Annotated in this window: 29 protein-coding genes; 16 read left to right on the top strand and 13 right to left on the bottom strand. The window is 46.8% G+C overall.

Annotated elements, in window-relative coordinates; all coding sequences use genetic code 11:
* The first annotated feature begins 1 nt into the window (after window position 1).
* Window positions 2-262 (top strand): EscU/YscU/HrcU family type III secretion system export apparatus switch protein, encoded by a 261-nt coding sequence (locus WHS43_01440; protein ID MEJ5338303.1) that lies wholly within the window; start codon window positions 2-4, stop codon window positions 260-262.
* Here the strand turns inward: WHS43_01440 and WHS43_01435 are convergent.
* From WHS43_01435 to WHS43_01425, 3 genes are read right to left on the bottom strand one after another with little or no spacing between them, the layout of a single operon-like run.
* Window positions 254-718, bottom strand: a complete 465-nt coding sequence (locus WHS43_01435; GenBank protein MEJ5338302.1) for a hypothetical protein — start codon at window positions 716-718, stop codon at window positions 254-256. The genes WHS43_01440 and WHS43_01435 overlap by 9 nt on opposite strands.
* A complete protein-coding gene (gene hslU / locus WHS43_01430; protein ID MEJ5338301.1) occupies window positions 715-2,061 on the bottom strand; it encodes an ATP-dependent protease ATPase subunit HslU in 1,347 nt (448 codons plus the stop codon). The genes WHS43_01435 and hslU overlap by 4 nt, the downstream gene beginning before the upstream one ends.
* On the bottom strand, window positions 2,042-2,509 hold the full coding sequence (locus WHS43_01425; GenBank protein ID MEJ5338300.1) for a hypothetical protein: 468 nt from the start codon (window positions 2,507-2,509) through the stop codon (window positions 2,042-2,044). Before WHS43_01425 ends, hslU begins: the two co-directional genes overlap by 20 nt.
* A 21-nt stretch (window positions 2,510-2,530) precedes the next feature.
* On the opposite strand from WHS43_01425, the gene tsaE reads away from it, so the two are divergent.
* Window positions 2,531-2,956, top strand: a complete 426-nt coding sequence (gene tsaE / locus WHS43_01420) for a tRNA (adenosine(37)-N6)-threonylcarbamoyltransferase complex ATPase subunit type 1 TsaE (GenBank protein MEJ5338299.1) — start codon at window positions 2,531-2,533, stop codon at window positions 2,954-2,956.
* On the opposite strand, the gene WHS43_01415 is transcribed toward tsaE, so the two are convergent.
* The 3 genes from WHS43_01415 to mtaB are packed head-to-tail and all read right to left on the bottom strand — an operon-like array spanning window position 2,925 to window position 5,590.
* Complete coding sequence (locus WHS43_01415; protein MEJ5338298.1) at window positions 2,925-3,536, bottom strand: histidine phosphatase family protein; 612 nt, start codon at window positions 3,534-3,536, stop codon at window positions 2,925-2,927. The two genes, tsaE and WHS43_01415, sit on opposite strands and share 32 nt — an antisense overlap.
* Window positions 3,529-4,308, bottom strand: coding sequence for a CsgG/HfaB family protein (locus WHS43_01410; protein ID MEJ5338297.1), 780 nt, complete (start codon window positions 4,306-4,308; stop codon window positions 3,529-3,531). The genes WHS43_01415 and WHS43_01410 overlap by 8 nt, the downstream gene beginning before the upstream one ends.
* 49 nt (window positions 4,309-4,357) lie before the next feature.
* Complete coding sequence (gene mtaB / locus WHS43_01405) at window positions 4,358-5,590, bottom strand: tRNA (N(6)-L-threonylcarbamoyladenosine(37)-C(2))-methylthiotransferase MtaB (protein ID MEJ5338296.1); 1,233 nt, start codon at window positions 5,588-5,590, stop codon at window positions 4,358-4,360.
* A gap of 79 nt (window positions 5,591-5,669) precedes the next feature.
* Here mtaB and WHS43_01400 point away from each other — a divergent pair, with 79 nt between their 5' ends.
* From WHS43_01400 to WHS43_01365, 8 genes are read left to right on the top strand one after another with little or no spacing between them, the layout of a single operon-like run.
* Complete coding sequence (locus WHS43_01400) at window positions 5,670-6,098, top strand: hemerythrin domain-containing protein (GenBank protein ID MEJ5338295.1); 429 nt, start codon at window positions 5,670-5,672, stop codon at window positions 6,096-6,098.
* The gene (locus WHS43_01395; protein ID MEJ5338294.1) at window positions 6,095-7,303 is read left to right on the top strand and encodes a hypothetical protein; all 1,209 of its coding nucleotides are present in this window, start codon (window positions 6,095-6,097) and stop codon (window positions 7,301-7,303) included. Before WHS43_01400 ends, WHS43_01395 begins: the two co-directional genes overlap by 4 nt.
* Complete coding sequence (gene murG, locus WHS43_01390) at window positions 7,300-8,364, top strand: undecaprenyldiphospho-muramoylpentapeptide beta-N-acetylglucosaminyltransferase (GenBank protein MEJ5338293.1); 1,065 nt, start codon at window positions 7,300-7,302, stop codon at window positions 8,362-8,364. Before WHS43_01395 ends, murG begins: the two co-directional genes overlap by 4 nt.
* A complete protein-coding gene (locus WHS43_01385) occupies window positions 8,361-8,792 on the top strand; it encodes a hypothetical protein (GenBank protein ID MEJ5338292.1) in 432 nt (143 codons plus the stop codon). The genes murG and WHS43_01385 overlap by 4 nt, the downstream gene beginning before the upstream one ends.
* Before the next feature lie 12 nt (window positions 8,793-8,804).
* Complete coding sequence (galU, locus tag WHS43_01380) at window positions 8,805-9,683, top strand: UTP--glucose-1-phosphate uridylyltransferase GalU (GenBank protein ID MEJ5338291.1); 879 nt, start codon at window positions 8,805-8,807, stop codon at window positions 9,681-9,683.
* A 12-nt stretch (window positions 9,684-9,695) separates the two neighbouring features.
* Window positions 9,696-10,562 carry a COX15/CtaA family protein gene (locus WHS43_01375; protein MEJ5338290.1) on the top strand — a complete coding sequence of 289 codons (867 nt, stop codon included), beginning with the start codon at window positions 9,696-9,698 and terminating at the stop codon, window positions 10,560-10,562.
* On the top strand, window positions 10,556-11,434 hold the full coding sequence (gene cyoE / locus WHS43_01370) for a heme o synthase (protein ID MEJ5338289.1): 879 nt from the start codon (window positions 10,556-10,558) through the stop codon (window positions 11,432-11,434). The genes WHS43_01375 and cyoE overlap by 7 nt, the downstream gene beginning before the upstream one ends.
* Window positions 11,435-11,437: 3 nt before the next feature.
* Entirely contained in the window at window positions 11,438-12,763 is a 1,326-nt protein-coding gene (locus WHS43_01365) for a cytochrome C oxidase subunit I (protein ID MEJ5338288.1), read from the top strand.
* On the opposite strand, the gene mtnC is transcribed toward WHS43_01365, so the two are convergent.
* Genes mtnC through WHS43_01340 form a run of 5 tightly spaced genes read right to left on the bottom strand, consistent with a single transcriptional unit; the run spans window position 12,735 to window position 16,404 of the window.
* A complete protein-coding gene (gene mtnC, locus WHS43_01360) occupies window positions 12,735-13,415 on the bottom strand; it encodes an acireductone synthase (GenBank protein MEJ5338287.1) in 681 nt (226 codons plus the stop codon). The genes WHS43_01365 and mtnC overlap by 29 nt on opposite strands.
* Window positions 13,412-13,966, bottom strand: a complete 555-nt coding sequence (locus tag WHS43_01355; GenBank protein ID MEJ5338286.1) for a cupin — start codon at window positions 13,964-13,966, stop codon at window positions 13,412-13,414. Before WHS43_01355 ends, mtnC begins: the two co-directional genes overlap by 4 nt.
* Window positions 13,963-14,658 (bottom strand): MjaI family restriction endonuclease, encoded by a 696-nt coding sequence (locus WHS43_01350; GenBank protein ID MEJ5338285.1) that lies wholly within the window; start codon window positions 14,656-14,658, stop codon window positions 13,963-13,965. The genes WHS43_01355 and WHS43_01350 overlap by 4 nt, the downstream gene beginning before the upstream one ends.
* Window positions 14,651-15,811, bottom strand: coding sequence for a site-specific DNA-methyltransferase (locus tag WHS43_01345; GenBank protein MEJ5338284.1), 1,161 nt, complete (start codon window positions 15,809-15,811; stop codon window positions 14,651-14,653). The genes WHS43_01350 and WHS43_01345 overlap by 8 nt, the downstream gene beginning before the upstream one ends.
* Window positions 15,808-16,404, bottom strand: a complete 597-nt coding sequence (locus WHS43_01340) for a methylthioribulose 1-phosphate dehydratase (protein ID MEJ5338283.1) — start codon at window positions 16,402-16,404, stop codon at window positions 15,808-15,810. The genes WHS43_01345 and WHS43_01340 overlap by 4 nt, the downstream gene beginning before the upstream one ends.
* 18 nt (window positions 16,405-16,422) lie before the next feature.
* Between WHS43_01340 and WHS43_01335 the strand changes: the two genes are divergently transcribed.
* From WHS43_01335 to WHS43_01315, 5 genes are all read left to right on the top strand, one after another.
* On the top strand, window positions 16,423-16,830 hold the full coding sequence (locus WHS43_01335) for a hypothetical protein (protein ID MEJ5338282.1): 408 nt from the start codon (window positions 16,423-16,425) through the stop codon (window positions 16,828-16,830).
* Window positions 16,823-17,245: a hypothetical protein gene (locus WHS43_01330; protein MEJ5338281.1), complete on the top strand. Its 423-nt coding sequence runs from the start codon at window positions 16,823-16,825 to the stop codon at window positions 17,243-17,245. The genes WHS43_01335 and WHS43_01330 overlap by 8 nt, the downstream gene beginning before the upstream one ends.
* A 74-nt stretch (window positions 17,246-17,319) precedes the next feature.
* A complete protein-coding gene (locus tag WHS43_01325) occupies window positions 17,320-18,435 on the top strand; it encodes a radical SAM protein (GenBank protein ID MEJ5338280.1) in 1,116 nt (371 codons plus the stop codon).
* Window positions 18,432-18,722: an FUN14 domain-containing protein gene (locus WHS43_01320; GenBank protein MEJ5338279.1), complete on the top strand. Its 291-nt coding sequence runs from the start codon at window positions 18,432-18,434 to the stop codon at window positions 18,720-18,722. Before WHS43_01325 ends, WHS43_01320 begins: the two co-directional genes overlap by 4 nt.
* Window positions 18,719-19,081, top strand: a complete 363-nt coding sequence (locus tag WHS43_01315; GenBank protein ID MEJ5338278.1) for a DUF309 domain-containing protein — start codon at window positions 18,719-18,721, stop codon at window positions 19,079-19,081. Before WHS43_01320 ends, WHS43_01315 begins: the two co-directional genes overlap by 4 nt.
* Here the strand turns inward: WHS43_01315 and dnaE are convergent.
* Window positions 19,067-22,525 carry a DNA polymerase III subunit alpha gene (dnaE, locus tag WHS43_01310; protein MEJ5338277.1) on the bottom strand — a complete coding sequence of 1,153 codons (3,459 nt, stop codon included), beginning with the start codon at window positions 22,523-22,525 and terminating at the stop codon, window positions 19,067-19,069. The genes WHS43_01315 and dnaE overlap by 15 nt on opposite strands.
* A 107-nt stretch (window positions 22,526-22,632) precedes the next feature.
* Window positions 22,633-23,394 carry an MBL fold metallo-hydrolase gene (locus tag WHS43_01305; GenBank protein ID MEJ5338276.1) on the bottom strand — a complete coding sequence of 254 codons (762 nt, stop codon included), beginning with the start codon at window positions 23,392-23,394 and terminating at the stop codon, window positions 22,633-22,635.
* A 129-nt stretch (window positions 23,395-23,523) separates the two neighbouring features.
* Here WHS43_01305 and moeB point away from each other — a divergent pair, with 129 nt between their 5' ends.
* On the top strand, window positions 23,524-24,339 hold the full coding sequence (gene moeB, locus WHS43_01300) for a molybdopterin-synthase adenylyltransferase MoeB (GenBank protein ID MEJ5338275.1): 816 nt from the start codon (window positions 23,524-23,526) through the stop codon (window positions 24,337-24,339).
* Window positions 24,340-24,371: the final 32 nt, after the last annotated feature.

Genomic DNA, 24,371 nt, shown 5'->3' with positions numbered 1-24,371 from the left:
CATGGAGGAAAGAAAGAAGGCTGTAGCGGTCAGGTATGAGCAGGGAAAGGATAAAGTTCCAGTGGTTGTGGCAAAGGGAACTGGTGAGCTCGCAGAAAAGATAATAGAGACTGCAAGAAAACATGGCGTTCCAGTCCTTGAAGACAGGGCTCTTATCTCTGCTCTGATGAAGGTGGAGGTATACGAAGAAATACCTCCTGAGCTCTACAGGGCTGTGGCGAAGGTGCTTGTGTTCTTAAAAACTGTAAGAAGTTCAGGCTAAGTTTGTGTATGCCCTGCGGGCAAGCATTATCTGATACTTTAGAAGGCTTGAAAGGCTCTGAATATCCTCTACAGTGTTAACCAGAGTGTAGTAATCGCCCTTTTTGTGTGCTTCTTCCAGAGAGCTAAGAATTAACCTTATTTTCTGCATAGGACCTTCTTCCCTTCCTCTCGGACTATGAAGGAATATGGGACAGGATTCCTCAATGGCGGGGAGAATAAAGCCCATCCAGGAGAGGGCTTCAAGTATAAGGTTCATGACGTAATCCTCCCTGAGCTCTTCTGGAGAACTCAGAAGCTCCTCTATAAGGTCAAGGAGCTCAACGTTGTAATAGAGGACATCAAAGGCAGCGTTTGTGCTGAGCCTTGCTCTGCTATAGCCAGAAAGCAGAAGGAGGTTTACCAGCTTTTCCTGAAGGGAGAGAAGCTCCTCAACTCTTTCCAGTATATCTCTCATAGTATGTATTTAGAAAGCTCTTCGTCCTTTACTATGCCTTCCAGCTTTGCCCTTACAAACCTTGCATCTATGATTATCCTCTGTCCTGAAAGCTCAGGTGCGTTATAGGATATATCTTCAAGCAGCTTTTCCATGACGGTATGAAGTCTCCTTGCACCAATGTTCTCTGTGCGGTTGTTGGCATCCTCCGCAATGCGTGCTATTTCCTCAAGGGCATCCTCCGTAAATTCCAGTTCCACACCTTCTGTCTTGAGGAGTTCAGTATACTGCACCGTGAGGGCGTTCTTGGGCTCTCTGAGTATCCTTACAAAGTCCTCCCTTGTAAGGGGGTTCAGTTCAACCCTTATGGGAAATCTTCCCTGAAGCTCTGGCATCAGGTCTGAGGGCTTTGACATGTGAAAGGCACCGGCTGCGATAAAGAGTATGTGGTCAGTTTTTACCGGTCCATACTTGGTTTTTACAACTGTTCCCTCCACTATGGGGAGAAGGTCTCTCTGAACTCCTTCCCTTGATACACCGGGACCAGCTCCTGGGGTCTTTACCGCAATTTTATCTATCTCGTCTATGAAGATAATTCCAAAGTTCTCTGCCCTGTTTATAGCCTCTCTTGCCACCTCTTCCTGGTCTATAAGCTTTTCTGCCTCCTCCGATTCAAAGACCTGAAGGGCTTCTTTCACTCTGAGCTTTCTCCTCTTCCTGCCACCTCCAAGACCACCCAGCATGTTTCTCAGCTGTTCTTCAAGTTCTTCAAGCCCCGGTGGACCTGCTATGCCTATCACTGGCATAAGCTTTTCCTGGACTTCCACTTCTATAACCTTATCCTCCAGTTCGCCCCTTCTGAGCTTTTCCCTTATTTCCTCTCTTTTACCAGCATCCTGTGAGCTTCTTACTCCAAAGCTGAGCTGCTGAGGGACAAGATGGTCAAGAAGTCTCTCTTCTGCAAGCCTCTTTGCCCTTTCCCTGACCTCCTGCATCTTTTCCTGCTTTACCATCTGGTAGGAGACCTCAACCAGCTCCCTTACCATTGATTCCACATCCCTTCCCACATAGCCTATTTCTGTATACTTGGTTGCCTCCACTTTGACAAAGGGTGCCTTTATGAGCTGAGCTATCCTGCGTGCAATCTCCGTCTTTCCCACACCTGTGGGACCAATCATGAGGAGGTTTTTGGGGGCCACTTCGTCTCTTATGTTTTCTGGCAGCCTCTGCCTTCTCCATCTGTTTCTGAGAGCTATGGCAACTGCTTTTTTGGCCTTTTCCTGCCCCACTATATACCTGTCCAGCTCCTCCACTATCCTTCTTGGTGTGAGCTCTTCAAGAAGGTCAGAAAGGTATCTCGTCATCGTCTGCCTTCTCCCATTCTAAGGTTTCCACCTCAAGGTTCTTCACAAGCTCATCCAAATATCTGTCAAGGTCTTCTGGGAAGGCTTCTGCCCTGAAGCTGAGAGGGAAAACCCTCTCAAGAACCTCAATAGGTGGATTGCCAACTCCAAGTGCTGGCTCAATGACTTTGGGCATGCGTTTTGAAGCCTCAAGGCATGCCATCTTGTATGCCTCAGAAAGTGCCGTTTCTATGTCTGAAAACCTTGCCACCTCGTCCCCATACTCATACAGAACTATGTCGTAGGCATTTTCTCTGAAGGTTTCCCAGTCAAGCACCTCCACCAAATATTCTCTTCCCTCCCACTCTCTTACCCTTATGCAACTCCTGTCCCTCAGCTTAAAGGAGACTATGTATGCGTCAATCAGGTATCTGTCTGCATAAACATCAGGGAAAAAGTAAAATTCCATAGTCTTTATAATATAGCATTGGTGCGTATATTTTCCAGCTGCGAAGAGGAAACCATAAGGATAGGAGAGGCTATAGGTAAACTCCTGAAAGGCTCTGAAGTGATTTGTCTTGTCGGTCAGCTTGGTGCAGGCAAAACTACGCTGGTGAAGGGCATAGCACAGGGTATGGGGATGCTTGAAGGCTATCAGATAAGAAGCCCCACCTTTACTCTCGTGAACGAATATCCTACACAAAAGGGTCCGCTCCTTCACGCAGACCTTTACAGAGTAAGGGACCTTGACCTTGAGGAGTTTGTGGGCAAGGGCGTTCTTGTGGTTGAGTGGGGGGAGGGTCTGTATATGTGCAATTGCACCATAAAAATAGAAATCCTAGAAGTTGGGAGAATCTTTGACTTCTCTGGCTGCGAAGAGCTTTTTAAAGCCCTCTCGTATGGCAAAGTCTGTTGAGCTGTTTCAGCTCAAACCTCCCGGAGTTATACTTCAAGTGTGTTATTCCTGTGTTGTCCATGTGAATGTTCCACAGGTTCTCAAGCCCAAGCCCGAGAGCAAGGCATACGAGGGCGTGAAGAGTCCCCCCGTGTGCCACCACAAGCAGGTTTTCATGGTTTCCGTTAATGATATCTCTCAAAAAGCTTTCAACCCTCTCTCTGAAGTTCTCCATACCCTCCTGAGTGGGGAGGGGGTTTTTGAGGGGGTTTGAAAGCCAGGCTCTGAAGAGTTCTCCCTCTTCTTCCATAAGCTTCCAGAAATGATTTCCCTCGTATTCTCCAAAGGACATCTCCCTTATACGCTGGTCCACAACCACATCAAGCCCAAGAACATCTGCAATGGTGAGTGCTGTCTTATAAGCCCTTCTCTGAGGGGAGGAGTATATGATTTCTATGTTTTTGTGGAGAAAATCCTGAGCAACCAGCCTTGCCTGAACAAAACCAAGGGGAGTCAGGTCACTGTCCAGCCTCCCCTGGAATATACCCTTCTCGTTGTATTCGCTCTGGGCGTGACGCAGAAGGTAGAGGTTTTTACTCACCTGCTTCTCTTTTCTCCTCCTTCTTTGGTGGTGCAGGCCTTTCAACTATTTTATTGCCGGCTAACTTCTCTGCTATGGAGTTTGCAACCTGAACCACCACATCTCTGGCAACCATGTCAAGGGACATGTTCTTGCTCACACTCCATCCCCCACCAGCTGCACCTGCACCACCCCATCCTGCACCAAAAAGCCCCCAAGAAGACTTTTCTGAGTTTGCATCAAAGGAGTTAGAAAAGGCTATTTCAAGGGTCTGTGGGTTCATCACGTTAATTTCTACGCCAAGCCTTGCCTTGTCCTTTCTTACGTTTATGGCTCCCAATACTGGAATGAGACCACCTCCGAGCGCGCCTCCGCTTCTCTCAAGCTCAAGAGCTGTTATGGAACCGGATACCACGTAGTCAACCTTTGGAGGCTGAACCTGCTGTCCAGTGGCAGCAAGTAGTCTCTTCATCTTTTCATACTGTTCAAGGTCCACTATTCTGAAGCAATTGGTCGCTTTGAGGGCATTTGTGAGCATGGCAGTCATACCTGTGCCAAAGCCCCTTACGCCGCCGGTTCCAGAGAGCACTTCATAGATGTATGCAATGTGGGGTGCTCCGGGGTTTGGCTGCTGACAGGCATTTGCCTTACAGTCAAGCTCCATCACCATTATGGAATAGGTGGGTTCTGAACATCTTACCACGGGTATCTGCCTTTCGGTGGTTTTTGTGTCGCCACTCTGGGCGTATCCAAGGGAAAGGCCAAACAATATAGGAATAACCAGCTTTCTCATATCACCGACCCTCCTGTAAAGGTTTTGTCTGTATGTATTATAACACGCATTAAAGCACAATCCTGACAACTTTCCCTACTTCTTCCATGTTTTCCCTTTCCACATGCAGGTAGTTTTCCGTAAGGAGTCTGCCTCTGTCTATTACAGTGGCTCTCAGGCTCTTCCCCATGTTTTGTTTGTAGAACTCCTCTCTTTTTTTTCTATCCAGCTCCTTCAGCCTGCATACTCTCTCTTCTCTTACCTCAGAAGGAATCTTCCCCTTCATTTTGTTTGCCTTTGCAAAGGGTCTGTCTGAGTAGGGGAAAATGTGCATGTAGGCTATAGGAAGCTCCTCAAGAAGTCTGTAAGTTTTTTCAAAGTCGTCCTCTGTCTCTTTGGGAAAGCCAACTATTATGTCCGTGCCAATGGCAGAAAGGGGTCTTCTGCTGACTATTCTTTCCACAAGCCTTCTGTAATCCTCTGATGTGTATTCCCTTTCCATGAGCTCAAGAATTTTGTCAGAACCGCTCTGAAGGGAAAGATGAAAATGCGGAGCTATCTTCTCTTCCGAGGTTATCAAATCAAAAAGCCTGTGGTCAATCTCTGCGGGATACAGGGAAGAGAGCCTTATGACCTCTATCCCCTTAACCTTAAGAAGTCCTTTCAGAAGTTCATGAAGGCTTGTTCCCATGTCCCATCCATACTGGGTGAGCTGGGTGCCTGTCAGAACTATTTCCTGAAAGCCCCTCTCTGCGAGCAACTGCACCTCCTGCAACACCTTCTCCTCAGGGACGCTCCTCACCTTTCCCCTTGCGTAGGGTATTACACAAAAGGTGCAGAAACGATTGCAACCCTCCTGAACCTTTATGAAGGGTCTTGCCTTTTCAAAGTATGTTACAAGGTCAAAGCTTTCAAGTTTGGACTGGCGAAATATATTATCTACAAAGACCTTCTTTCCTCTGCTTTGAAGGAAATCCTCCACTAATTCAACTATTCTGTGTCTGTGTGAGTTACCCACTACAAGGTCAACCTCCTCCATGCTGGCAAGTGCCTGAGGGTTAACCTGTGCATAGCACCCTGTGGCAACCACTACTGCACTGGGATTTTTTCTCCTTGCCCTGCGTATAGCCTGACGGGATGACCTGTCTGCCTCAGAGGTGACGGTGCATGTGTTTACTATGTATATGTCCACAGCCTCTTCAGAGTTTACAACCCTGTATCCCTTTCGCCTGAAATTATCTGCCATGAGCTCGGAGTCAAAGTAGTTGCTCCTGCAACCGAGGGTGAAGAGAGAAACTTTCATGGGGATTTAATATAGCCCCTTGACGGAGGGGAAAAAGTAAGTATATATATACTATCAGAATGCCCAAAGGAGGTGAAACATGTTTACCATAACAGAGTATCTGACAGAGGAACACAGAGAATGTGATGACCTCTACGCAAGAGTGGAAGAGCTTGTCAGCTCCGGGAGCTGGGAGGAGGCGAAGAAGGCGTTTGAGCTATTTAAAGTGGAAACGCTCAGGCACTTTCAAAGGGAAGAGGATGTGCTCTTCCCTGAGTTTGAGGGGAGGACAGGGATAGTTATGGGCCCAACACAGGTAATGAGGATGGAGCATGCGCAGGCAAGGGAGCTTTTAGAGAGAATGGAGCAGGCTCTTGAAAGCAGGGATAAGAAGGCTTTTCTTTCTACAGGGGAGACCTTTATGATACTTATACAACAGCACAATATGAAAGAAGAGCAGATACTCTACCCCATGTGTGACCAGCACCTTGACGCACCTGAAGTGGTTCAGAAAATGGAAGCTCTATGAATTTCCCCAGAGGGCTCTCCCTACTACAGGCTCCGCCTTTTATCCTTGTCTCTGGCTTTTTCACAACAGCTTGCTTTCTCTGGTTTCTGGGTTCACTGCTTGAGCTTGTGGCATTTTTCAGTGATAGGCTCAGCCTTCCTCTTCTAGTTCACATAACCACCATTGGTTTTGCTCTCTTTTCCATGTTTGGTGCCCTTTTTCAGATGCTTCCTGTTGTAACAGGTGCTGTTATAGAAAGACCAAAACCAAAGGCTTTTGTTTCATGGCTTTTAACCATTTCTGGCTATCTGCCCTTTCTGTCTGGCTTTTATTTTCAGAGCCTCTATTTGCTTCTTGCCGGTGCCTTCATGCTTCTTCTGGCTGTAGCCTATACAGGCCTGCTGATGCTTTACAAGCTTGTAAGGATTAAAAGCTACACACCTACTGTGCGAGGTATGAAGTTTTCCCTCCTTTTTGTTCTTATTGGTGCCCTTCTGGGCTTTCTTGTGGTGCTGTCTTATTCAGGCTATGTTCCTTACACGGAATACCTCTTAAAGGCACATTTACTTACCATGCTCTTTGGCTGGGTCTTTTCCCTTGTTGCAAGCGTTTCCTTTCAGGTGGTGGAGATGTTCTTCGTGACAAAGGCGTATCCAAGGTTATATGCCATGAACTTCTCCTACCTTTTGATTCCCGCCATAGCAATAGCCTTTAGTGAGTCCAAGTTCTCAGCCCTTCCACTTGCTCTCCTCGTCTCAGCCCATGCCCTGATTACCTTTCACAGACTCCTGACAAGAAAGAGAAAAGTTGCGGACAGGAGCCTGCTTTTCTGGTATCTTTCCCACCTGCACCTTCTTATTTCTATGCTTCTTCTGCTCCTTGAAGGATTTGGTCAGCGATTCCTTTTCGCATTCGGTTCCTTCTTTTCAACTCTTATAATCGGTATGATGTTCAGGATTATTCCCTTTCTTGTGTGGTTTCATCTAAGCAACGAAGGTGCTTTCAGAGTTCCTCTCATGTCTGAGGTAATAGACCAGAAGCTTATTACTGCATGCTTTTTGCTCAGCCTATTGCTTTCACTGAGCCTGTATCTTCTGCCTCTTATGAAGTTAACCTTAGTGCCCATCCTTTTACATTTGGCTCTCAGCCTTACTCTTTTTTACTCCATACTCAGAGGTGCTCTTCTTTACTTCAGGCTAAGCCCACTTTATAATGCTTCTGAATGAAAGTTTTTGTGTCCGGTGGAGGCACTGGTGGACATTTTTTCCCTGCCCTTGCCCTGATTGAATGTCTCCTTGAAAAGGGTGTAACCTCTGCTTTTGTGGGCTCGGAAAGAGGTATTGAAAAAAAACTTATAGACAGAATACCGGTGCAGAGCCATTTTGTCCAGTCTCATCCTTTCATGGGGAGGAGTATTAGAGACAAGTTTTCAGCCCTCTTTAAGAACCTTCTGGGAAGTATCAGGACAGCAGAGCTGGTAAGTAAGGAGGATAAGGCTGTGGTTTTTGGAGGCTACGCAAGCCTTCCCCTCGGACTGGCATGCCTTTTCAAAAGAGCTTCACTATACCTTCACGAGCAGAACTCAATACCCAGCAGAACGAACAGGCTTCTGACAATATTTGCAAAAAGGGTGTTTATAACCTTTGAATATTCAAGGAGATATTTTCCTGAGGACAAGACGGTCAGAACTGGGCTACCCATCAGAAGTTCCCTGCTTGAGGGGTTAAAGCTCAGAAGGGAGGAGGCGCTTTCAGAGCTCGGGCTTGAAGACAGGACTACCCTCCTCGTAATGGGAGGTAGTCAGGGAGCGAACTTTCTAAATGAAATAGCTCCTCAGGTCCTTTTAAAGACTGGCTGGCAGGGGATACACATAACGGGAGAGAAGGATTACGAGAGGGTAAAGAGCCTCTATGAAGGAAAGAGCATGAAAGTCCTCACTCTTCCCTTCAGCCATAAGATGAACCTAATATACAGAGCCAGCACAGTAGCCCTCAGCAGAGCTGGTGCGGGAACGGTAACGGAGCTTTCTCTGTATGGCGTGCCCTCTCTCTTTGTTCCTTTCCCCCATGCAGTGGGAAACCACCAGTTCTACAACGCAAAGGAGATAGAGGAGATAGGCGGGGGGCTTGTCCTCACGCAGGAAGAGGCTGACACAGATTCCATAATCCAGAGGCTCAATAGGCTTATTGCGGACTATGAATCTTTTTCAAAGAACATAAAAGCCTTTGCCAATCCCCTTGCCTGTGAGGAAATGGCAAAGTATATTTTAGAAGAGGAGGGCTTATGATAAGGTTGTTTTTTGCCCTTATGATTTTCCTGCATGCCTCTCTTGCCCTTACGCCTGCGAAAGAAAAACAACTTCTGAGGGATGTGGCAGAGATTAAGGCGACCTTAAAGGTATTTATGGAACAAACTGACAGAAGGTTTGAGCAGGTGGATAAAAGGTTTGAGGAGCTAAATAAGAAAATTGAGATGATTCTGGTATTTATGGGAATACCTGCCGGCGTCTTTGTAAGCATAACTACGGTGACCATAGGTTTTGCCATATGGGACAGAAAGACTATGGTAAGACCTTTTGAAGATAGGGTAAAAAAGATGGAAGAAGAACTTACGGAGAATAAAGCAAAAATCAGAGATTTTCTGGAGGCGCTCAGAAAACTTGCAAAGAGAGACGAGGAGCTTGCAAGGCTTTTGAGAGAGAAAAATCTACTCTGAGGAGGTATAGACATGGAGGTGAGAAAGGCAGTTCTGCCAGTGGCTGGCTGGGGGACAAGGTTTCTCCCTGCCACAAAAGCCATGCCCAAGGAGATGTTTCCAGTCATTGACAAGCCTGTCATTCAGTTCATAGTGGAGGAGTGTCTTGAGGCAGGCATTGACAACGTCATATTCGTCACCGGTAGGCACAAAAGACCAATAGAACATCACTTTGATATAAACACGGACCTTGAAAAGCACCTGGAGCAGTGTGGAAAGACGGAGCTCCTGAAAAACATCATGGAGATAAGCAGGCTCATAAATCCCATATACATAAGGCAAAAGGAGCAGCTGGGGCTGGGACATGCAGTGCTCGTGGCCGAACCTGTGGTGGGCTATGAGCCATTTATAGTATGTCTGGGTGATGTGATACTCAGAGACGAGGATAATGTGCTCAGGAAGATGATGGAGGTTTACAGAAGGTTTGGTAAGAGCGTTATAGCGGTTTTTGAGGTGGAGCAGAAGGATGTTTCAAAATACGGCATAATAGACGGCAGACATATTGAGAAGGACATATACATAATAGATGACCTGGTGGAAAAACCAAAGCCTGAAGAAGCCCCATCAAGGCTTGCCATAGTAGGCAGATATCTCTTCACACCTAGAATATTTGAAAAACTCAAGATAACTCCTCCCGGTAAAGGTGGTGAAATACAGCTCACCGACGCCATAAAGCTACTGCTGGAAGAAGAGGCTGTCTACGCCATAAAAATTGACTCAAGGGTCTACGACACAGGAACCCCCATGGGATACATTCAGACCATTCTTGAGTTTGCTCTGCAGAGGGAAGACCTGAGAGATGGCCTGCTTAAATACATGAGAGAACTCATAATAGAACCTACTGAGGTATAATTTATAACCATTATGCTGAGACTGTCTTTAGGGCTAGCCATACTCTTTACTTACATAGTGATGATATGGGGTGGGGCGGTCAGGTCAACAGACTCTGGTCTCGCCTGCCCAGATTGGCCCCTGTGCTATGGTAATTTCCAGCCTCCGAAGGACACCGCCGCAAAGCTGGAGATGGGGCACAGGACAGTAAGCGGTCTTGCGGGTATATTTGTATTTACCACCTTCTTTCTCCTGTGGTTCAGACACAGGACTGCCCCCAGGTCTGCCAAAATAGTTTCACTTGTTGCTCTTATATTCACGCTGTCTGCTGCTCTTACAGGCATGAAGATGATAAGGTCTGAAGCACCGAACCTCAAGTATGTCTCTCATATGCTCCTCGAATCTTTCCATATATATGAGTCCATGATAATTCTGGGTGCACTTGTTCTCACATACAGGTTTCTTCAAAAGGAAGAAGTTCCCGGTGGGGTGCCCTGGTGGGCTTACGCCTTTGCTCTTACCACCATGATTACTGGCGTTTTAGTCAGATACACGGGCTCTGGTGAAGCCTGTGGTCATGAGTGGCCCACATGTGCAGGAAAGCTCATTCCCGACCTTACCAACTGGCAGGTTGCCCTGCAGTTCGCCCACAGAAACATATCTTATGTGACCTGGCTTGCCTTCCTTCTGGCAATGGTGTCTGGCTTTAACAGGACTACTCTCACAGCCTTCCTTTTAATAAACCTTCAGTTTCTCTTTGCCATATCTATGGTGGTATCCGGCTTTTTCCTTCCCTTTGTATTCCTTGACACTGCCATGGGCTTTTTCCTCTTTGCCTGGCTCACATACAACCTCCAGCTTAAGAAAACGCCCGAGCTAAAGGTAAAACCTGCATGGTAGGTAGAGCGGTAGCATACAGCAACCTGATAAGGGACTACATAGTCCTTACGAAGCCAGGTATAGTGCTTCTTGTTCTCATAACCACTCTTACAGGTATGTATCTTGCAAAAAGGGGGTTTCCAGACCCATGGCTCATATTCTGGACGCTTCTGGGGACTGGTCTTGCCTCTGCGGGTTCAGCGGTGCTTAACCAGTTTTTTGACAGGGACCTTGATGCACTCATGAGCAGAACAAAAGACAGACCCCTCCCCAGTGGTAGCATAACACCTTTAAACGCCCTTGTTTTTGGTTTCTCTCTGCTTCTGCTTTCTGCGGTTGTAATGCTTCTTGAGGTAAACCTGCTTGCCACCTTCTTTGTTTTTCTTGCCTCCTTTTTTTATGTGGTTGTTTACACAGTTGCCCTGAAGAGAAGGAGCCCTCTTGCAACGGAGATAGGTGGTGTATCCGGGTCTCTGCCACCGGTTATAGGGTATGCGGCAGTAAGGGGGGAGGTGGGCTTTGAAGCCCTTATACTCTTTCTCATAATGTTTCTCTGGCAACCGCCCCACTTCTGGGTTCTTGCCATAAAGTATGCGGAGGACTACAGAAAGGCTGGAATCCCAACTCTGCCAGTTTCAAAGGGCATAGAGCATACCAAGATAAAGACCCTCATATACACAGCAGGGCTTTTACCCCTGAGCCTGCTACCTTCACTCTATGGGCTTGCAGGGCACATATACTTTGTCTCAGCTCTCGTGCTCAGCAGTATATATCTGCTTCTTACCATAAAGTTCGTCCTGTCTAAAAAGCCTAATGGCATGTTTCTGTTCTTTTACTCAGTTCTATACATAGCTCTTCTCTTTTCCCTTATGGTTTTTGACATGAGGAGATAGATAATGCAAAGAAGATGGCTTATGCTTTCCATAATCTCACTGGGGCTTGGTGGTTTTCTTGCCCTTGTTGCGGCCGTGGCGAGGACTCCTGCGGTCTACAAGCTGGTCCCTCCAGGATACTTTTATCATTCGATCATAGGGCATGTGGACCTTGCCATAGTGGGCTTTTTCCTGACTTTTAGTCTTCTTCTCTGGCAGATAACCTTCAGAGAGGAGCTAAAACTTCCCTTCTACCTTTCCCTGGGTGGCGTTTTCCTCATAGCTTTTGTCTCCCTGCTGGGCATTGGCAGGGGGGTATCCAACAACTATCTGCCCACTATAGACCATCCCCTCTTCTGGCTCGGTGCTTTTATTTTCTTTGCGGGCTTCTGGCTTGGTGCCTTTATATTAACAGGCAAGGCAGAGTCCGGAGTGTTTTCAGAAAATCCGAGGGAGCACCTTGCCTCCGTGTCGGTTCTGCTTTCCGTGCTTATGTTTTTTGCCTTTGTTACTTCTATTCCCAAGTCGGGCTCAAGGGAGGAGCTTTACCTGTTTTATGAAAGGCTCTACTGGGCACCGGGACATGTGCATCAGTTTATAAACGGTGTGATGTTTCTGTATGCATGGTATTACCTGTTTGAGATAAGGGGCGTAAAGCTTCAGCTTGGAAGGCTCAAGTATCTGAGTTTTCTCTTTCTTTCTTTCTGCTTTATGTATGTGTTCATTCCCGTAATATTTGGAGACCCGGTCTCCGAGAGTGCAAGAAGGCTCACGGACCTTGGTTATGCTGTGGGGCTTGGTCTTCCCATATTTTTTCACATATTTTTCCTGCTTAAAAACTTCAGGGCTGGCAGGGACCTTTATTCAACCGCCTTTGTCATTTCCCTTACCCTCTATCTTCTTGGCGTTTTCATAGCCTATGCGGGAGTGCTTCCCTCTCTTGTGTATTATTTTATAGAACCCTCTGCGGGATACATGGGCATGAAGTCCAGCCTGAGCATACCCGCTCACTACCACGGCGTGATAACAAGTCAGACTCTTGCCTTCATGGCAGTTGCCTATCATCTCTTTAAGGAGTTTGGCTACACTCAGAAGCTCAGCAAGATTTCCCTGCCACAGGTTTATCTTTATGGTTCTGGTATGGTGCTTTTCGTGCTGGGGCTTTTCTTTGCAGGACTCAAGGGTGCACCGAGGAAGACCTATGGCACTGGCTTTACCGATGACCCCCTTGTGCTTCTGTCTCTGAGTCTTATGGGTGTGGGCACCCTTCTTGCGGTGGCAGGCGGGGTGATTTTCGTGCTCTACTCCCTGAGGGTTCTGTCTAAAGGCTCTCAGGCTCTATCTGAGTAAAGTCCCTCACTACCCTGTGCGTGGAGTCAGAGATCTCACCATCCCTTATCACCCTTACTGTCTTCATACCTGCACACCTTGCGGCGCTTACTTCCTCTTCCACATCGGATATGAAGAGGCATTCCTCGGGCTTTATCCCGATGCTCATAGCTATACTGAGGTAAGACTCCCTTTCCTTCTTGCCCCCCACGGAAGTGTCAAAGAAACCATCAAAGAGATAAGTTATGTCCCCATACTCTGTGTTTCCAAAAAATAGCTTCTGAGCCTTTACAGAGCCAGAGGAATACACATAGAGCCTGTAGCCCTTTTCCTTCCACTCTTTGAGCCTTTTATAGGCATCTTCGTAGATGTGTCCCTTAAGCTCTCCAGAGAGAAAGCCCTCCTCCCATATGTGTCCCTGAAGCTCTTTGAGAAGAGGCTCTTTGAGGTCCCTGTCTATCCAGTCCTCAAAGGTTTTTACCGCCAGCTCAAGGTCTACCCTCTGACCGAGCCTTTCCTCAAGTTTCTTTATTATGTCTTTCATGTGCCCCTCTTCCCAGTGAGCACCGAGAAAATCCCGGAGCTTTTTCTTTGAGTAGGGGAACATGACCTCCCTTACATAGTGAAGGGAAGAGGTCGTCCCCTCTATATCTGTGATTATAGCTTTTATCATGCCAGCTCCAGGAGCTCATCGTGAGAAGGTATCTTTGTAGATATATCTGAGCCAGTGAAGTTTGCAACCCAGCCCTCTGGTATGGAGAAGAACCTTATAGCCTTGAAGAAGGGCTCTGTGCCCATGTCAAACCAGTGTTTAGTGTTGGCCGGCACGCTTATAAAGTCCCCTTTTTCACACACAACCACATAAACCCTGTCATCAGGATGAAGATAAAAGGTTCCAGAGCCGTCTACAAAGAACCTTACCTCAAAGTCCGAATGTGTATGCTCTGAAAGAAACATGTTTCTTAGCTCTTCCTTTCTTGGATGGTCGGGTGTGAGGCTCACCACGTCTATGGACTTAAAATCAAACTCCCTGACTATCCTGTCCACATCCTCCCTGTAAGCCTGTAGCACCTCTTCCTGGCTTGCAGACCATGGAAGTTCTCTGTCTGTCTTCCACCTCTCAAGGCGAACACCTATGGTGGATAGCCTGCGGGCTATCTCTTCGTATTCCTTCACAGTCTCTACAAGTTTTCCCTCTTGGTCAAAGATGGCAAGTAGGCTCATGCTGGACCTCCTGAAAGTATCATAGCCTTCCTAATAGACTCCACGAGCTCATCCTCGTTATAAATATATTTCACACCCTTGTCTTTTTTTACGGAGAATATCACAAAAACCTCTCCACCAACCTCCCTTTTAAATCTTTCATGAGAAGCCTTTAGCCAGCTTCTCCAGTTATGCACCTGAGGAGTTTGTTGATAGGTGATAGGCTTTATCTGAAGGCCTATTATTCCATTTTTACATTTTATGTAAAAGTCAATGTTATATTTTCTGTCCCAGATATCAGGTGCAGGCTCAATTTTCACTCCAAGCATATCCTCAAGGCGTTGGTAAACAGTTTGTTTTTCTCTAATATAGCCCTGAAATGTTCTGTTGAATACCAGCTCTCTTATGTAAGAAACACAGTCTTCGTCTGTTATACTTTCTATCTCCTTTCTTATATTCTCGTGAATTCTTTTACAAAGTTCAAGCCCAAGCAGTTCAAGATAATGGTCTATAGTAAGTTCTGGAATATGCTTTCTCATATCTTCGTATTTATTTGGTCTGACCTTCTCTCTATAGTATTCAATCCAATCTTCCAGTTTTTTGGGAGAACACTGTCGTATTTCCTCAGCCACTTTCCCCACATACTTTGGTCTATTCAGTTGCCATCGGTTTGTAGCAATATTCAGTAACCACTCCTTTCTTTTGTTATTCATCCCTTACCTCCTCTGCTATGTCCATCTGAACCATTTTTCTGTTTATGTGTATTCTGTTCTTCAGAAAAACCTTAGCCCTGACCGTATCCGAGTCTGCTAGTTCATTATATATTCTGAGTATAACATCCTTTCCTTTCACATACTTATTTAGGTATTCAATAGCAGATTTCTTGTCTTTAATTCTTATATTTGCAAGTTTTACTTTCAATCCTGTAGAAAGCAGTATGGTATCTTCAGAAACCACATCCACAACTCTGTATAAGTTATCTTTACCAAGCTTTAACATTCTTTCATCAATTAATGGTTTTGCATCCTTAACACTTGGTCTGTAGTCTACTGGTTCTGTCTTAAACTCCTTATGCTCTCTTTTTATAATATCAAGCCCGAATACGCCCAGCTTCTGCCTTGCTATAGATGCATATCTCTCATTAACCTCGTAGCCCACAGCCTTTCTATTTAGCTTAACCGCCACCTTAAGAGTGGTTCCACTGCCTGAAAAGGGGTCAAGCACTGTATCTCCAACGAAAGAAAACATCTTTATAAGTCTTCTTGGGAGCTCTTCAGGAAATACCGCTTCGTGGTCTATCTGCCTTGCACCTCCAAAGTTCCAGTGACCTGAAAAATATTCTTTCCATTCTTCTTTTGTCAACTTAGAGGCTTCTTTGATATTCCTTTCAACTTTTCTTTTGCCTTCCTTTTTGAATATAAGAATAAACTCGTAGTCTATTTCTACAACTCCATTCGGTGGATAGGGAAAACTTCCCATGATGTTTGCACCGCCGGTGGTGTTCATGGTGGTTTTCTTCTGCCATATTATGGCACCCATATAGTCAAAACCTATTTGCTCACACATGGATATTACTTCTGCATGCAAGGGTATTACTTTATACTTTCCGTATACAACACTTCTGGCAAACTGGTCTCCTATGTTAATACACAGCTTCGTCCCGCCTTTTAAAACTCTAAAGCACTCTCTAAACACGAGGTAAAGGTCTTTTAAATACTTATGAAGGCTCTGCCCATATCCTATCTGACCTTCAACTCCATAATCTTTTATATGCCAGTAAGGTGGCGAGGTAACAACAAGGTCTACACTTTCATCCTCCAGTTCCTCCATACTTCTCGCATCTGCAATATAAAGCCTTGCCCTCATGCCTTCAGAATCATCTTAAGCTCGCATTCAAGGAGGAACTCAAAAGCCTCAAGCCTTATGTATGCCTCCCTTATACTTCTGCCCCAGGTGTAGAGTCCATGAGACTTGAGAAGAAAGCCGTAGAATTTGCCCTCTCTGAGCCTGCCTTCAACCAGCTTAGAGAGCTCCTCCATGTGTTGGGAGTTTTCAAAAACTGGAACGCATAAGCTCGTTTCATGTGTTTTTATGCCGTCAAAGGCCTTTAAAAGTTCGTATCCCTCAAGCCATACGTCACCCTTGGATACTCTTGATATGAGGGTGGAATTGACCGAGTGAACATGAAGGACTGAATTGACCTCTGGAAAGGCTCTGTATACCAGAAGATGAAGGAAAGTTTCTGCGGAGGGTTTTTTTGAACCTTCCATAACATCACCCTTCAGGTTAACTATAACAAAGTCCTCTCTTGTGAGATGTCCCTTGTGGCTTCCAGATGCGGTTATGAGCACCTTATCCTCTCCAAGCCTTGCAGAGAGGTTCCCACCGCTCGCAGGAAGCCATCCCCTTGAATGGAGAACCCTACCAATCTCTATGAGCTCAGAGACTTCAGCGTGCATAGGGTTTATAATTTTAACATGGCCTTAAGAAGGATAATAAAACTGAAGGAGGGTATAAAGGAGGCAAGGGCAAGGGAGCTGAGAGAAGTTCAGATGCAGATTGAGGCCATAAAAGAGCAGATAAAAGCTTTGGAAGGTGAGGCAGAAGCTGTAAACGAGAAGGCAAAGGTTTCCTTTTCTGAGGGCCTGCTCTTTCAATACAGGGCCCTTATGGCCAGGAAAAAGGAACTGACAGAAAAGCTCCGAGAGCTGGAGGTTTTGAGAGAGGAAAGGAAAGAAAAGCTAAAACAGGCTTACAGAGATGTAAAGGCGCTTGATATACTCAGAGTAAACAGAGAAAGGGAGAGCATGGTAAAAAACCTGAACTTTGAGTTTCAGAAAGCGGGATTTTTACATCTTATAAAGCACAGGTTGTGGAATGGTTAAGGTTCTACTTTCTGCGCTGCTTTTTTTCAGCTTTGCCTTTCCTCAGTCTGCCCTTCAGAAAAAACTGAAGGAAGAAAGGGAGAAGAAGGCGAGAGATGAGCTGAGTGCAATCTCAAAGGACCTTGAGGAAAAGCTCAGAAAGATTGAAGAAGAAAGGAAAAAACTTGAAGAACTTAAAAGAGCACCAGCTCCAAAGGAGGAACAAAGACCGGAGGTGAAAAAACTTGTGGATATATTCAACAAGGCATCTCCTGACGAGGCGGGTGCCATAATGAACAATCTTGACCCGAACCTGGCTGCAGAGATTCTGCTAAACCTTAGGGAAAGACAGGCGGCTGCCATACTGGAGGCTATGGACCCACAAAAGGCTGCGGAGGTTTCCAGAATTGTAATGGAGAAAAGGGGGAAAAGGTGAGCTTATAGGCTCATAAGAAATTTTTAAAGGTAAGCCTCGGGGAAGGCTTATAATAACTTTCTGGAGGTGTAAGTATGGACAGACTGGTTCTTGAAAGGCTCACAGAGCAGAAGGAAAGCCCCGAATACCTTCAGATAAGCATGGCTGCTGCTATGACCCTCGGTATGGTGCCGGGACAGTTTTACAGAAATACAAGGCTTAGCTGTATAAACACGCTTCTTACCTATCCCTCAGGGTGCCATGCCACCTGTGCCTACTGCGGTCTACAGAAGGCGAGGGAGATGGAATACTCCAAGAAGAACTTCATAAGGGTGGAGTGGCCCACCGTAAAGCTGGACGATATCATAGAAAGGGCAAAGAAGGTGGGTCATGTGGAGAGGCTATGCATAGCGCAGATAACCCACCCAAGAGCTATAAGGGATACAAAGTATGTGCTCAAAAGAGTCCTTTCTGAGCTTGGAGACCAGCTCTTTGTATCCCTTCTCATAAACGCCACTGGCACCACTTACGAGGATATGGAGGACTACAAAAGGCTGGGTGCGGACACGGTGACCGTTGCCATAGACTGCGGAACGCCTGAGGTTTTTGAAAAGCTTCGTGGAAAACCCATGAACAGCCCTCACAGATGGGAAACCTTTTGGAAGGTGCTCCACTGGGCCTGTGATGTGATGGGGGATGGTTACGCAGGGTGCCATCTTGTGGTGGGGCTTGGTGAGACAGAGCAAGAGATGATAGAGACCATACAGAGGGTAAGAGACCTTGGTGCAAGGACGCACCTTTTCTCCTTCTGGCCAGAAGAAGGCTCCATGATGGAAAAGGAAAAGCCATGCCCCGCACCTCAGTTTAGAAGGGTTCAGTTTGCCAGATACCTCATAGACAACCAGATTGCCCGGTATGAGGATATGAAGTTCAACGAAAAAGGTCAGGTGGTGGACTTTGGCATAGGTAAAGATACCTTTGAAGAGCTCTTCTGGAGCGGAAGACCCTTCATGACCTCAGGATGCAGGGGCAAAACTTCAGAAGTTGCCTGCAACAGACCCTTTGGAGACAGCTCCGTGAGCGACATAAAGAGCTACCCCTTCAGGCCAGATAGGTCCGACCTTCAGAGGATAAGAAAGCAGCTCTTTGACTATGAGATGACCACCAACTATCCGGATGTGCTCAACCCCAGCGTCTTCAGGTATCAATGAACTGGGGTGACCTGCTTTTAGATATGGGCTATGCGGGCTTTGCCGGCTTTGTGGTAGGGTTTGCAACCAGAAGGGTGCTCAACCTTTTCCTGCTCCTGCTTGGTCTTTACATACTCTCTCTCATGTGGCTCGCCAGCAAAGGGATAGTTGAGGTCCACTGGGGTCAGCTTTTTGTCCTCTTCAGGGGTATGTTTGAAGGATTTACAGAGTTTGTGCAGGGGCTTATCAGAAAGCTTGCCTTTGCTGGCAGTTTTGCAGTGGGCTTTGCCCTGGGGTTCAAAGCTTGAAAGAGAGAGAGCTTCTCGAGGAAGCTAAAAGGCTCTGGGACAGCGGAGATTTCTACTCTGCTCACGAGCTGTTAGAAGATGTGTGGAGGCTCTTTCCAAAGGAGGACAGGTTTTCAAGAAACTGCTATCAGGGCCTTATAAGACTTGCCATAGCCTACAACCATTATCTGTGTGGAAGAAGAGATAGCTGTTTAAGAGTTCTCAGGATGGTTTATGAGCAGCTCCAGCCATGCAGGGAGGGTTTCAGGGGTATAGATACCGCATACCTTCTTGAGTGGGTAGAAGTGCATATTCAGGCTTTAGAGTCTGGAGGGGAGATAGATAGCTTCCCCATCTTTCCCCTTTCAGGAAACCTCTAAGCTTATGCCCATTTCCCTGAGCCTTTCCCTGAACTTTACTATGTGTGTTCCTACCTTTATCCTCGGGTCTGCCTGAAGGAGCGTCCTGTATCCGTTTATCCTCAGCTCAAGGGTGAGCTCTTTACCCTCCGGGTCTTCGCACTCTCTTATGAGCTCTTTCAGCCTCAGAAGATTTTCTTCTTCAAGCTCCTTGAGAAAAACAAGCCTTATACTCATGCCCTCACCTCTGAGGAACTCCTCGGGTGTATGCACCTCCCTGAGGATTAACTTGACTTCTTCTGTTTCCTGGTCTATATCCAGGTCAAACCTGCCCACTATTATCTGGTCTTCCTTTATCTTTTCCCTGTTCTGGGTGTATGTTTCTGGGAAGACAAAGACCTGTGCTATGCCTGTTTTGTCCACAAGGTTGAAGAGGGCAATATGGTTGCCCTTCTGTGTTTTCTTCACTTTGAGCTCTGTTATAACTCCTGCGAGGGTGTAGGCCCCCTCCTGGACCTCCTCCAGCACCTCAAGGTTTGAAACCCTGCCCCTGAAGAGCTTTTCATAGGGGTCAAGAGGGTGTGAGGACACATAAAAGCCAAGGACCTCCTTTTCATATTTAGAGTAATCCTCTTCCCTTATTCTTTCCCCACCGAAGAGTCCTTTAACCATTAGAGAGCCACCCTCAAGCCTCTGAAGCAGCTCCGTGCGTTTTTCACCGCTGAAGTCAAAGGCTCCCGCCTTTATGAGAGCTTCAAGGGTTTTTTTGTTAACCTTTTTGCTGTCCACAGTCCTTATGAAGTCTCCCAGAGAAGTCCATGGTCTTTTCCTGCTCTCCACAATGAGCCTTGCCGTGTCCTCACCTACACCCTTTATACGGGCAAGACCAAACCTTATGGTCTTTTGACCCTCTATAACAAAGTCCATACCGCTCCTGTTTATGTCCGGTGGCAGAAGTTTAAAGCCCTCTGCCTTTGCATCCTTGAGAAGGTTTATAAACTTTCTGTCGTTCTTCTCAGTTGAGAGCTTTACGCAGAAAAACTCCTCAGGGTAGTGCGCCTTTGCATAGGCAGTCCAGTAGGACAGATAACCGTAGGCTACAGAGTGGGACTTGTTAAAAGAATAGCTGGCAAACTTCTCTATATCTTCCCAGAGCTGGTTTATCCTCTTTTCATCGTATCCTCTCTCTACCGCACCCTTTATGAACTTTTCTTTCATCTGTGCCATAAGGTCCGCCTTTTTCTTGCCTATTGCCTTTCTGAGGGTATCTGCCTCACCGGGGGTAAAGCCCGCAAGAATCTGAGAGGCTTTCATGATTTGTTCCTGATATACCCACACGCCGTAGGTTTCTTTCAGCACCGGCTCAAGCTCGGGGAATGGGTATTCCACTGGTTCTTTTCCGTGCTTTCTGTTTATGTAGCTATCCACAAGACCGCTCTTGAGTGGTCCAGGTCTGTAGAGAGCAAGCACAGCCACAATGTCTTCAAAGCTGTCGGGGGCAAGTCTTTTAAGCAGGGTTTTCATACCACTGCTCTCAAGCTGGAAGACGCCCGTGGTGTTTCCTTCTCTCAAAAGGTCATAAACATCCCTATCGTCAAGGGGAAGACTGAGGTAGTCTATTTCCACCCCGTGCCTTTCTTTTATGAACTCCCTCACCTTCTGAAGCTCCGTGAGAGTCTTCAGACCCAGAAAGTCCATCTTTATGAGCCCTACCTCTTCCAGCTTCCCCATGTCAAACTGCGTAGCCACCGCACCCTCCTTGTCGTAGTAAAGGGGCAGAAGCTCCTCAAGAGGTTTTGGTGCTATGACAACACCCGCAGCATGCAGTGAGGTATGTCTTGTTAGACCTTCAAGCCTGAGGGCAATCTCTACAAGCTTCTTTAGCTCAGGGCTTTCCTCACATAACCTTCTGAACTTTGTGGCGTTTTCCTCTATGTCTGTTCTGTGCCTTCCGTATTTTTTCAAAAGCTCCTCTATAGGCACAAGGAACATCTCTTCCAGAGACAGCCAAGTGCCCTGCACATCACCCTGCGGTATGAGCTTGGCAAGCGTGTCTGCAGTCTGATAGGATATGCCAAGGGCTCTTGCCACATCCCTGAGGGTCTGCTTTGCCTTCATCACGTTGTAGGTGATTATCTGGGCCACATTCTCTGCACCGTATTTGTCCCTCACATACTCTATTACCCTGTCTCTGTTCTCCATGCAGAAGTCCACGTCAATGTCGGGCATGGAAACCCTCTCGGGGTTGAGAAACCTCTCAAACAAAAGCCCGTGCCTTATGGGGTCCACATCCGTTATGCCAAGGGCAAAGGCAAGCAGAGAGCCTGCGGCGGAGCCCCTTCCTGGACCAACCGGTATGCCCTGAGACTTTGCCCAGTTTATAAAGTCCTGAACTATAAGAAAGTATCCCTCAAATCCCATGCGGGATACCACATCCAGCTCAAAAGTCAATCTTTCCCAGTATTCTCTGCTATCTTCTGCCAGACCCTGGGCTATCCTCTGTTTTAGCCCTTTTATAGCAAGGTCTTTTAAGAATTCCTGTAGTGGCACGCCTTCTGTGGGAAAGTGTGGCATGAGATAGCCACCGCCCTCCAGAAGCTGGAAGCTCTCTGCGGTCTTTTCCGCCACCTCAAGGGTGTTAAGAAGTGCCCTTTCCCATCCATCAAACTTGTCTCTGAACTTTTCCCATACCTCCTCGGCGGAGGCAAAATGGAGCCCCTCGTTGGCACACTTCAGTCCTCCACCCTGCTGAATCTCAGTAAGGGTTTTTTTCATCTGTATTGCCATGAGCACCTGATGGGCAAGTCTGTCCTCGGGCATAAGGTAGTGGGAGTCGTTGGTGGCAATTAGCTTTACTCCAAATCTCTGGGCTATCCTTATGAGGTTTCTGTTGGCAACTTCCTGCTCAGGAAGAGAATTGGACTGAAGCTCAAGATAAAGGTCCTCGCCAAAGAGGTCTAAAAACTTTTTGACCCACTCAGTGGCCTTTTCCTCATCCCCAAGACTTGCGTAATAGGTGGGAACACCCTTAAGACATGCGGTTATGGCTATAAGCCCTTCATGATACTGACTGAGAAGCTCATAATCAATCCTCGGCTTGTAGTAAAAACCCTCCTTGTAGGAGAGGGTGGAGAGCTTCATGAGGTTTTTAAGTCCGGCGTCATTCCTTGCGATAAGTATAAGATGGTGATTGTGTCTGTCTGTTATGTTGTCCTCCGAGCCCTTGCCCTTTCTGTCAAAGCGAGAACCAGTGGTAAAGTAGGCTTCCATGCCTATGATGGGCTTTATGCCCACCGCTTTCATGCTCCTGTAAAAGTCCACGATACCAAAGAGGTTCCCGTGGTCTGTGATGGCTACCGCCCTGTAGCCCAGCTCCTTTGCCCTCTTTGCAAGGTCTTTCACCTTTATGGCACCGTCCAAAAGCGAATACTGCGTATGAAGGTGAAGATGCACAAAGTCTTTCATGCCCCTTATAGCTTATAAGGCTTTAGGTATTCGGATGCAAGCAGGCAGAAGGTTGAGCTGTAAGCTCAGATTAAACCAGCACCAAACTATGAGGAAATCTGAACTTTTTACCCAACAGGAACTCTGTATCTCTCCTGCGTCATCAGGTCAACACCCACCTCAAGGTTTTCCACCCACTCTATAAAGCGGTTTACCATGTCCTTGCCCTTGAAGATTGCTCCATGTTGTGGCACAATCATCTCAATGTCCAGCTGACGCACCATGTTTGCCCAGAAGCGCAGAATCTTGTTGCTTACCATATACCTCCTGTGGAAGCCTTCCATATACTTTATGTGACTATCAAAGTCTTCCACCACAAAGTAGTCCTGCCCCAGAGATGCCCCAAGGTCTCCAGAGAAGAGTATCTTTGAGCAGGGGTCATAGACCTGAAAGTTGCCCTCCGAGTGCAGAAAGTGTGCGGGCAGTATGTAAATCTTACAGTCTCCACCGAGAGTGAGCACAGTCCCGCCATCATCTATGGGGAAAACCCTGTCCTCCAGCTGGGAATCCAGTCCAAAGTGTGGAAGAAACCTCATCCATAGCTTGGAGATATAGGCTACCGCCTTTGTGGTCATGAGCCAGCCGTTTATGGAAGCCACTATGTCAGGGTCCTGATGGGAAAGGAATATGTATTTTATCTGGCTTGGAGGAATGTAGAGGGAAAGGTCTGACAGGAGCTTGGAAAAGACCTTGTGGCCTCCAGGGTCAAGAAGCATGCCTTCACCCTTGTGAATTATGAGCGCCTGATTTGACTGCACAGCCGAGGCAGGGATAAGCTCTTCAAAGAAAGCTACCTTGTGGTCCGGCGTATTGAATATAACATTTTTCATTCTTCACCTCCAGCATGATAAAAGTCATATTTTAAATATAGCACATAAAAGCCCAAAGTTGAAGTTGTAGCGGGTGCTCTGACGGTCAAAACAGTTGCCGAGGACTGAGCTGGCTTATAATTTACTCTTATGTTTCAGTTTACAGAGGAGCAGATAAAGAGGTATGCAAGGCATATAATCCTGCCAGAAGTGGGTGGCAAAGGGCAGGAAAAGCTCCTGAATTCAAAGGTGCTTGTGGTGGGTGCTGGCGGACTTGGCTCCCCTTCCATATATTACCTTGCTGCTGCGGGTGTGGGCACCATAGGCATAGTGGACTTTGATGTGGTGGACTTTTCCAACCTCCAGAGACAGATACTTCACAGCACAGAAAGGGTTGGAGTGCCAAAAGTGGAGTCTGCACGCATGACGGTGGAAAAGCTAAACCCCGATGTAAAGGTGATAACCTACAACACCATGCTCAACAAGTCCAACATAATGGACATAATAAAGGACTATGATATAGTTCTGGATGGCACAGACAACTTCCCCACAAGGTTTCTCATAAACGACGCCTGCTACTTTCTTGGCAAGCCCCTTGTCTCTGCGGCAATGCTGAGGTTTGAGGGACAGATTTCCGTCTTTGACTACAGAGATAAGGACAGTTCCCCCTGCTACAGATGCCTCTATCCAGAGCCCCCACCCCCAGGTCTTGTTCCTTCCTGTCAGGAGGCAGGAATTCTTGGCTCCATAGGTGGCATAATGGGCTGTATTCAGGCGACTGAAGCCATAAAGGTTCTGCTGGGTATTGGCGAGCCTCTGGTGGGAAAGCTCCTTATAATGGATGCGCTTTCTATGGATTTCAGAAAGGTAAAGCTCCGCAAGGACCCGCACTGTCCCCTCTGTGGCAAAGAGCCAAAGATAACCGACCTCATAGAATACGAGCAGGTCTGCGAGGCGAGGTTTTAGGTCAGGTTTAAGTCCTCAGGGGAGTTTATACT

This window comes from Aquificaceae bacterium (genome assembly GCA_037481935.1).
Lineage (GTDB): Bacteria > Aquificota > Aquificia > Aquificales > Aquificaceae > Pampinifervens.
This window is presented reverse-complemented; position numbering and strand designations above follow the sequence as displayed.

Coding starts and splice junctions, on each gene's coding strand:
- WHS43_01365 (MEJ5338288.1), top strand. CDS start 11,438: ATGCAAAGAAGATGGCTTATGCTTTCCATAATCTCACTGGGGCTTGGT.
- WHS43_01395 (MEJ5338294.1), top strand. CDS start 6,095: ATGAATTTCCCCAGAGGGCTCTCCCTACTACAGGCTCCGCCTTTTATC.
- WHS43_01325 (MEJ5338280.1), top strand. CDS start 17,320: ATGGACAGACTGGTTCTTGAAAGGCTCACAGAGCAGAAGGAAAGCCCC.
- mtaB (MEJ5338296.1), bottom strand. CDS start 5,590: ATGAAAGTTTCTCTCTTCACCCTCGGTTGCAGGAGCAACTACTTTGAC.
- WHS43_01340 (MEJ5338283.1), bottom strand. CDS start 16,404: ATGCACGCTGAAGTCTCTGAGCTCATAGAGATTGGTAGGGTTCTCCAT.
- WHS43_01385 (MEJ5338292.1), top strand. CDS start 8,361: ATGATAAGGTTGTTTTTTGCCCTTATGATTTTCCTGCATGCCTCTCTT.
- WHS43_01330 (MEJ5338281.1), top strand. CDS start 16,823: ATGGTTAAGGTTCTACTTTCTGCGCTGCTTTTTTTCAGCTTTGCCTTT.
- moeB (MEJ5338275.1), top strand. CDS start 23,524: ATGTTTCAGTTTACAGAGGAGCAGATAAAGAGGTATGCAAGGCATATA.
- WHS43_01320 (MEJ5338279.1), top strand. CDS start 18,432: ATGAACTGGGGTGACCTGCTTTTAGATATGGGCTATGCGGGCTTTGCC.
- murG (MEJ5338293.1), top strand. CDS start 7,300: ATGAAAGTTTTTGTGTCCGGTGGAGGCACTGGTGGACATTTTTTCCCT.
- WHS43_01355 (MEJ5338286.1), bottom strand. CDS start 13,966: ATGAGCCTACTTGCCATCTTTGACCAAGAGGGAAAACTTGTAGAGACT.
- WHS43_01435 (MEJ5338302.1), bottom strand. CDS start 718: ATGAGAGATATACTGGAAAGAGTTGAGGAGCTTCTCTCCCTTCAGGAA.
- WHS43_01335 (MEJ5338282.1), top strand. CDS start 16,423: ATGGCCTTAAGAAGGATAATAAAACTGAAGGAGGGTATAAAGGAGGCA.
- WHS43_01400 (MEJ5338295.1), top strand. CDS start 5,670: ATGTTTACCATAACAGAGTATCTGACAGAGGAACACAGAGAATGTGAT.
- WHS43_01410 (MEJ5338297.1), bottom strand. CDS start 4,308: ATGAGAAAGCTGGTTATTCCTATATTGTTTGGCCTTTCCCTTGGATAC.
- galU (MEJ5338291.1), top strand. CDS start 8,805: ATGGAGGTGAGAAAGGCAGTTCTGCCAGTGGCTGGCTGGGGGACAAGG.
- WHS43_01345 (MEJ5338284.1), bottom strand. CDS start 15,811: ATGAGGGCAAGGCTTTATATTGCAGATGCGAGAAGTATGGAGGAACTG.
- hslU (MEJ5338301.1), bottom strand. CDS start 2,061: ATGACGAGATACCTTTCTGACCTTCTTGAAGAGCTCACACCAAGAAGG.
- WHS43_01305 (MEJ5338276.1), bottom strand. CDS start 23,394: ATGAAAAATGTTATATTCAATACGCCGGACCACAAGGTAGCTTTCTTT.
- cyoE (MEJ5338289.1), top strand. CDS start 10,556: ATGGTAGGTAGAGCGGTAGCATACAGCAACCTGATAAGGGACTACATA.
- WHS43_01350 (MEJ5338285.1), bottom strand. CDS start 14,658: ATGAATAACAAAAGAAAGGAGTGGTTACTGAATATTGCTACAAACCGA.
- mtnC (MEJ5338287.1), bottom strand. CDS start 13,415: ATGATAAAAGCTATAATCACAGATATAGAGGGGACGACCTCTTCCCTT.
- dnaE (MEJ5338277.1), bottom strand. CDS start 22,525: ATGAAAGACTTTGTGCATCTTCACCTTCATACGCAGTATTCGCTTTTG.
- WHS43_01425 (MEJ5338300.1), bottom strand. CDS start 2,509: ATGGAATTTTACTTTTTCCCTGATGTTTATGCAGACAGATACCTGATT.
- WHS43_01375 (MEJ5338290.1), top strand. CDS start 9,696: ATGCTGAGACTGTCTTTAGGGCTAGCCATACTCTTTACTTACATAGTG.
- WHS43_01440 (MEJ5338303.1), top strand. CDS start 2: ATGGAGGAAAGAAAGAAGGCTGTAGCGGTCAGGTATGAGCAGGGAAAG.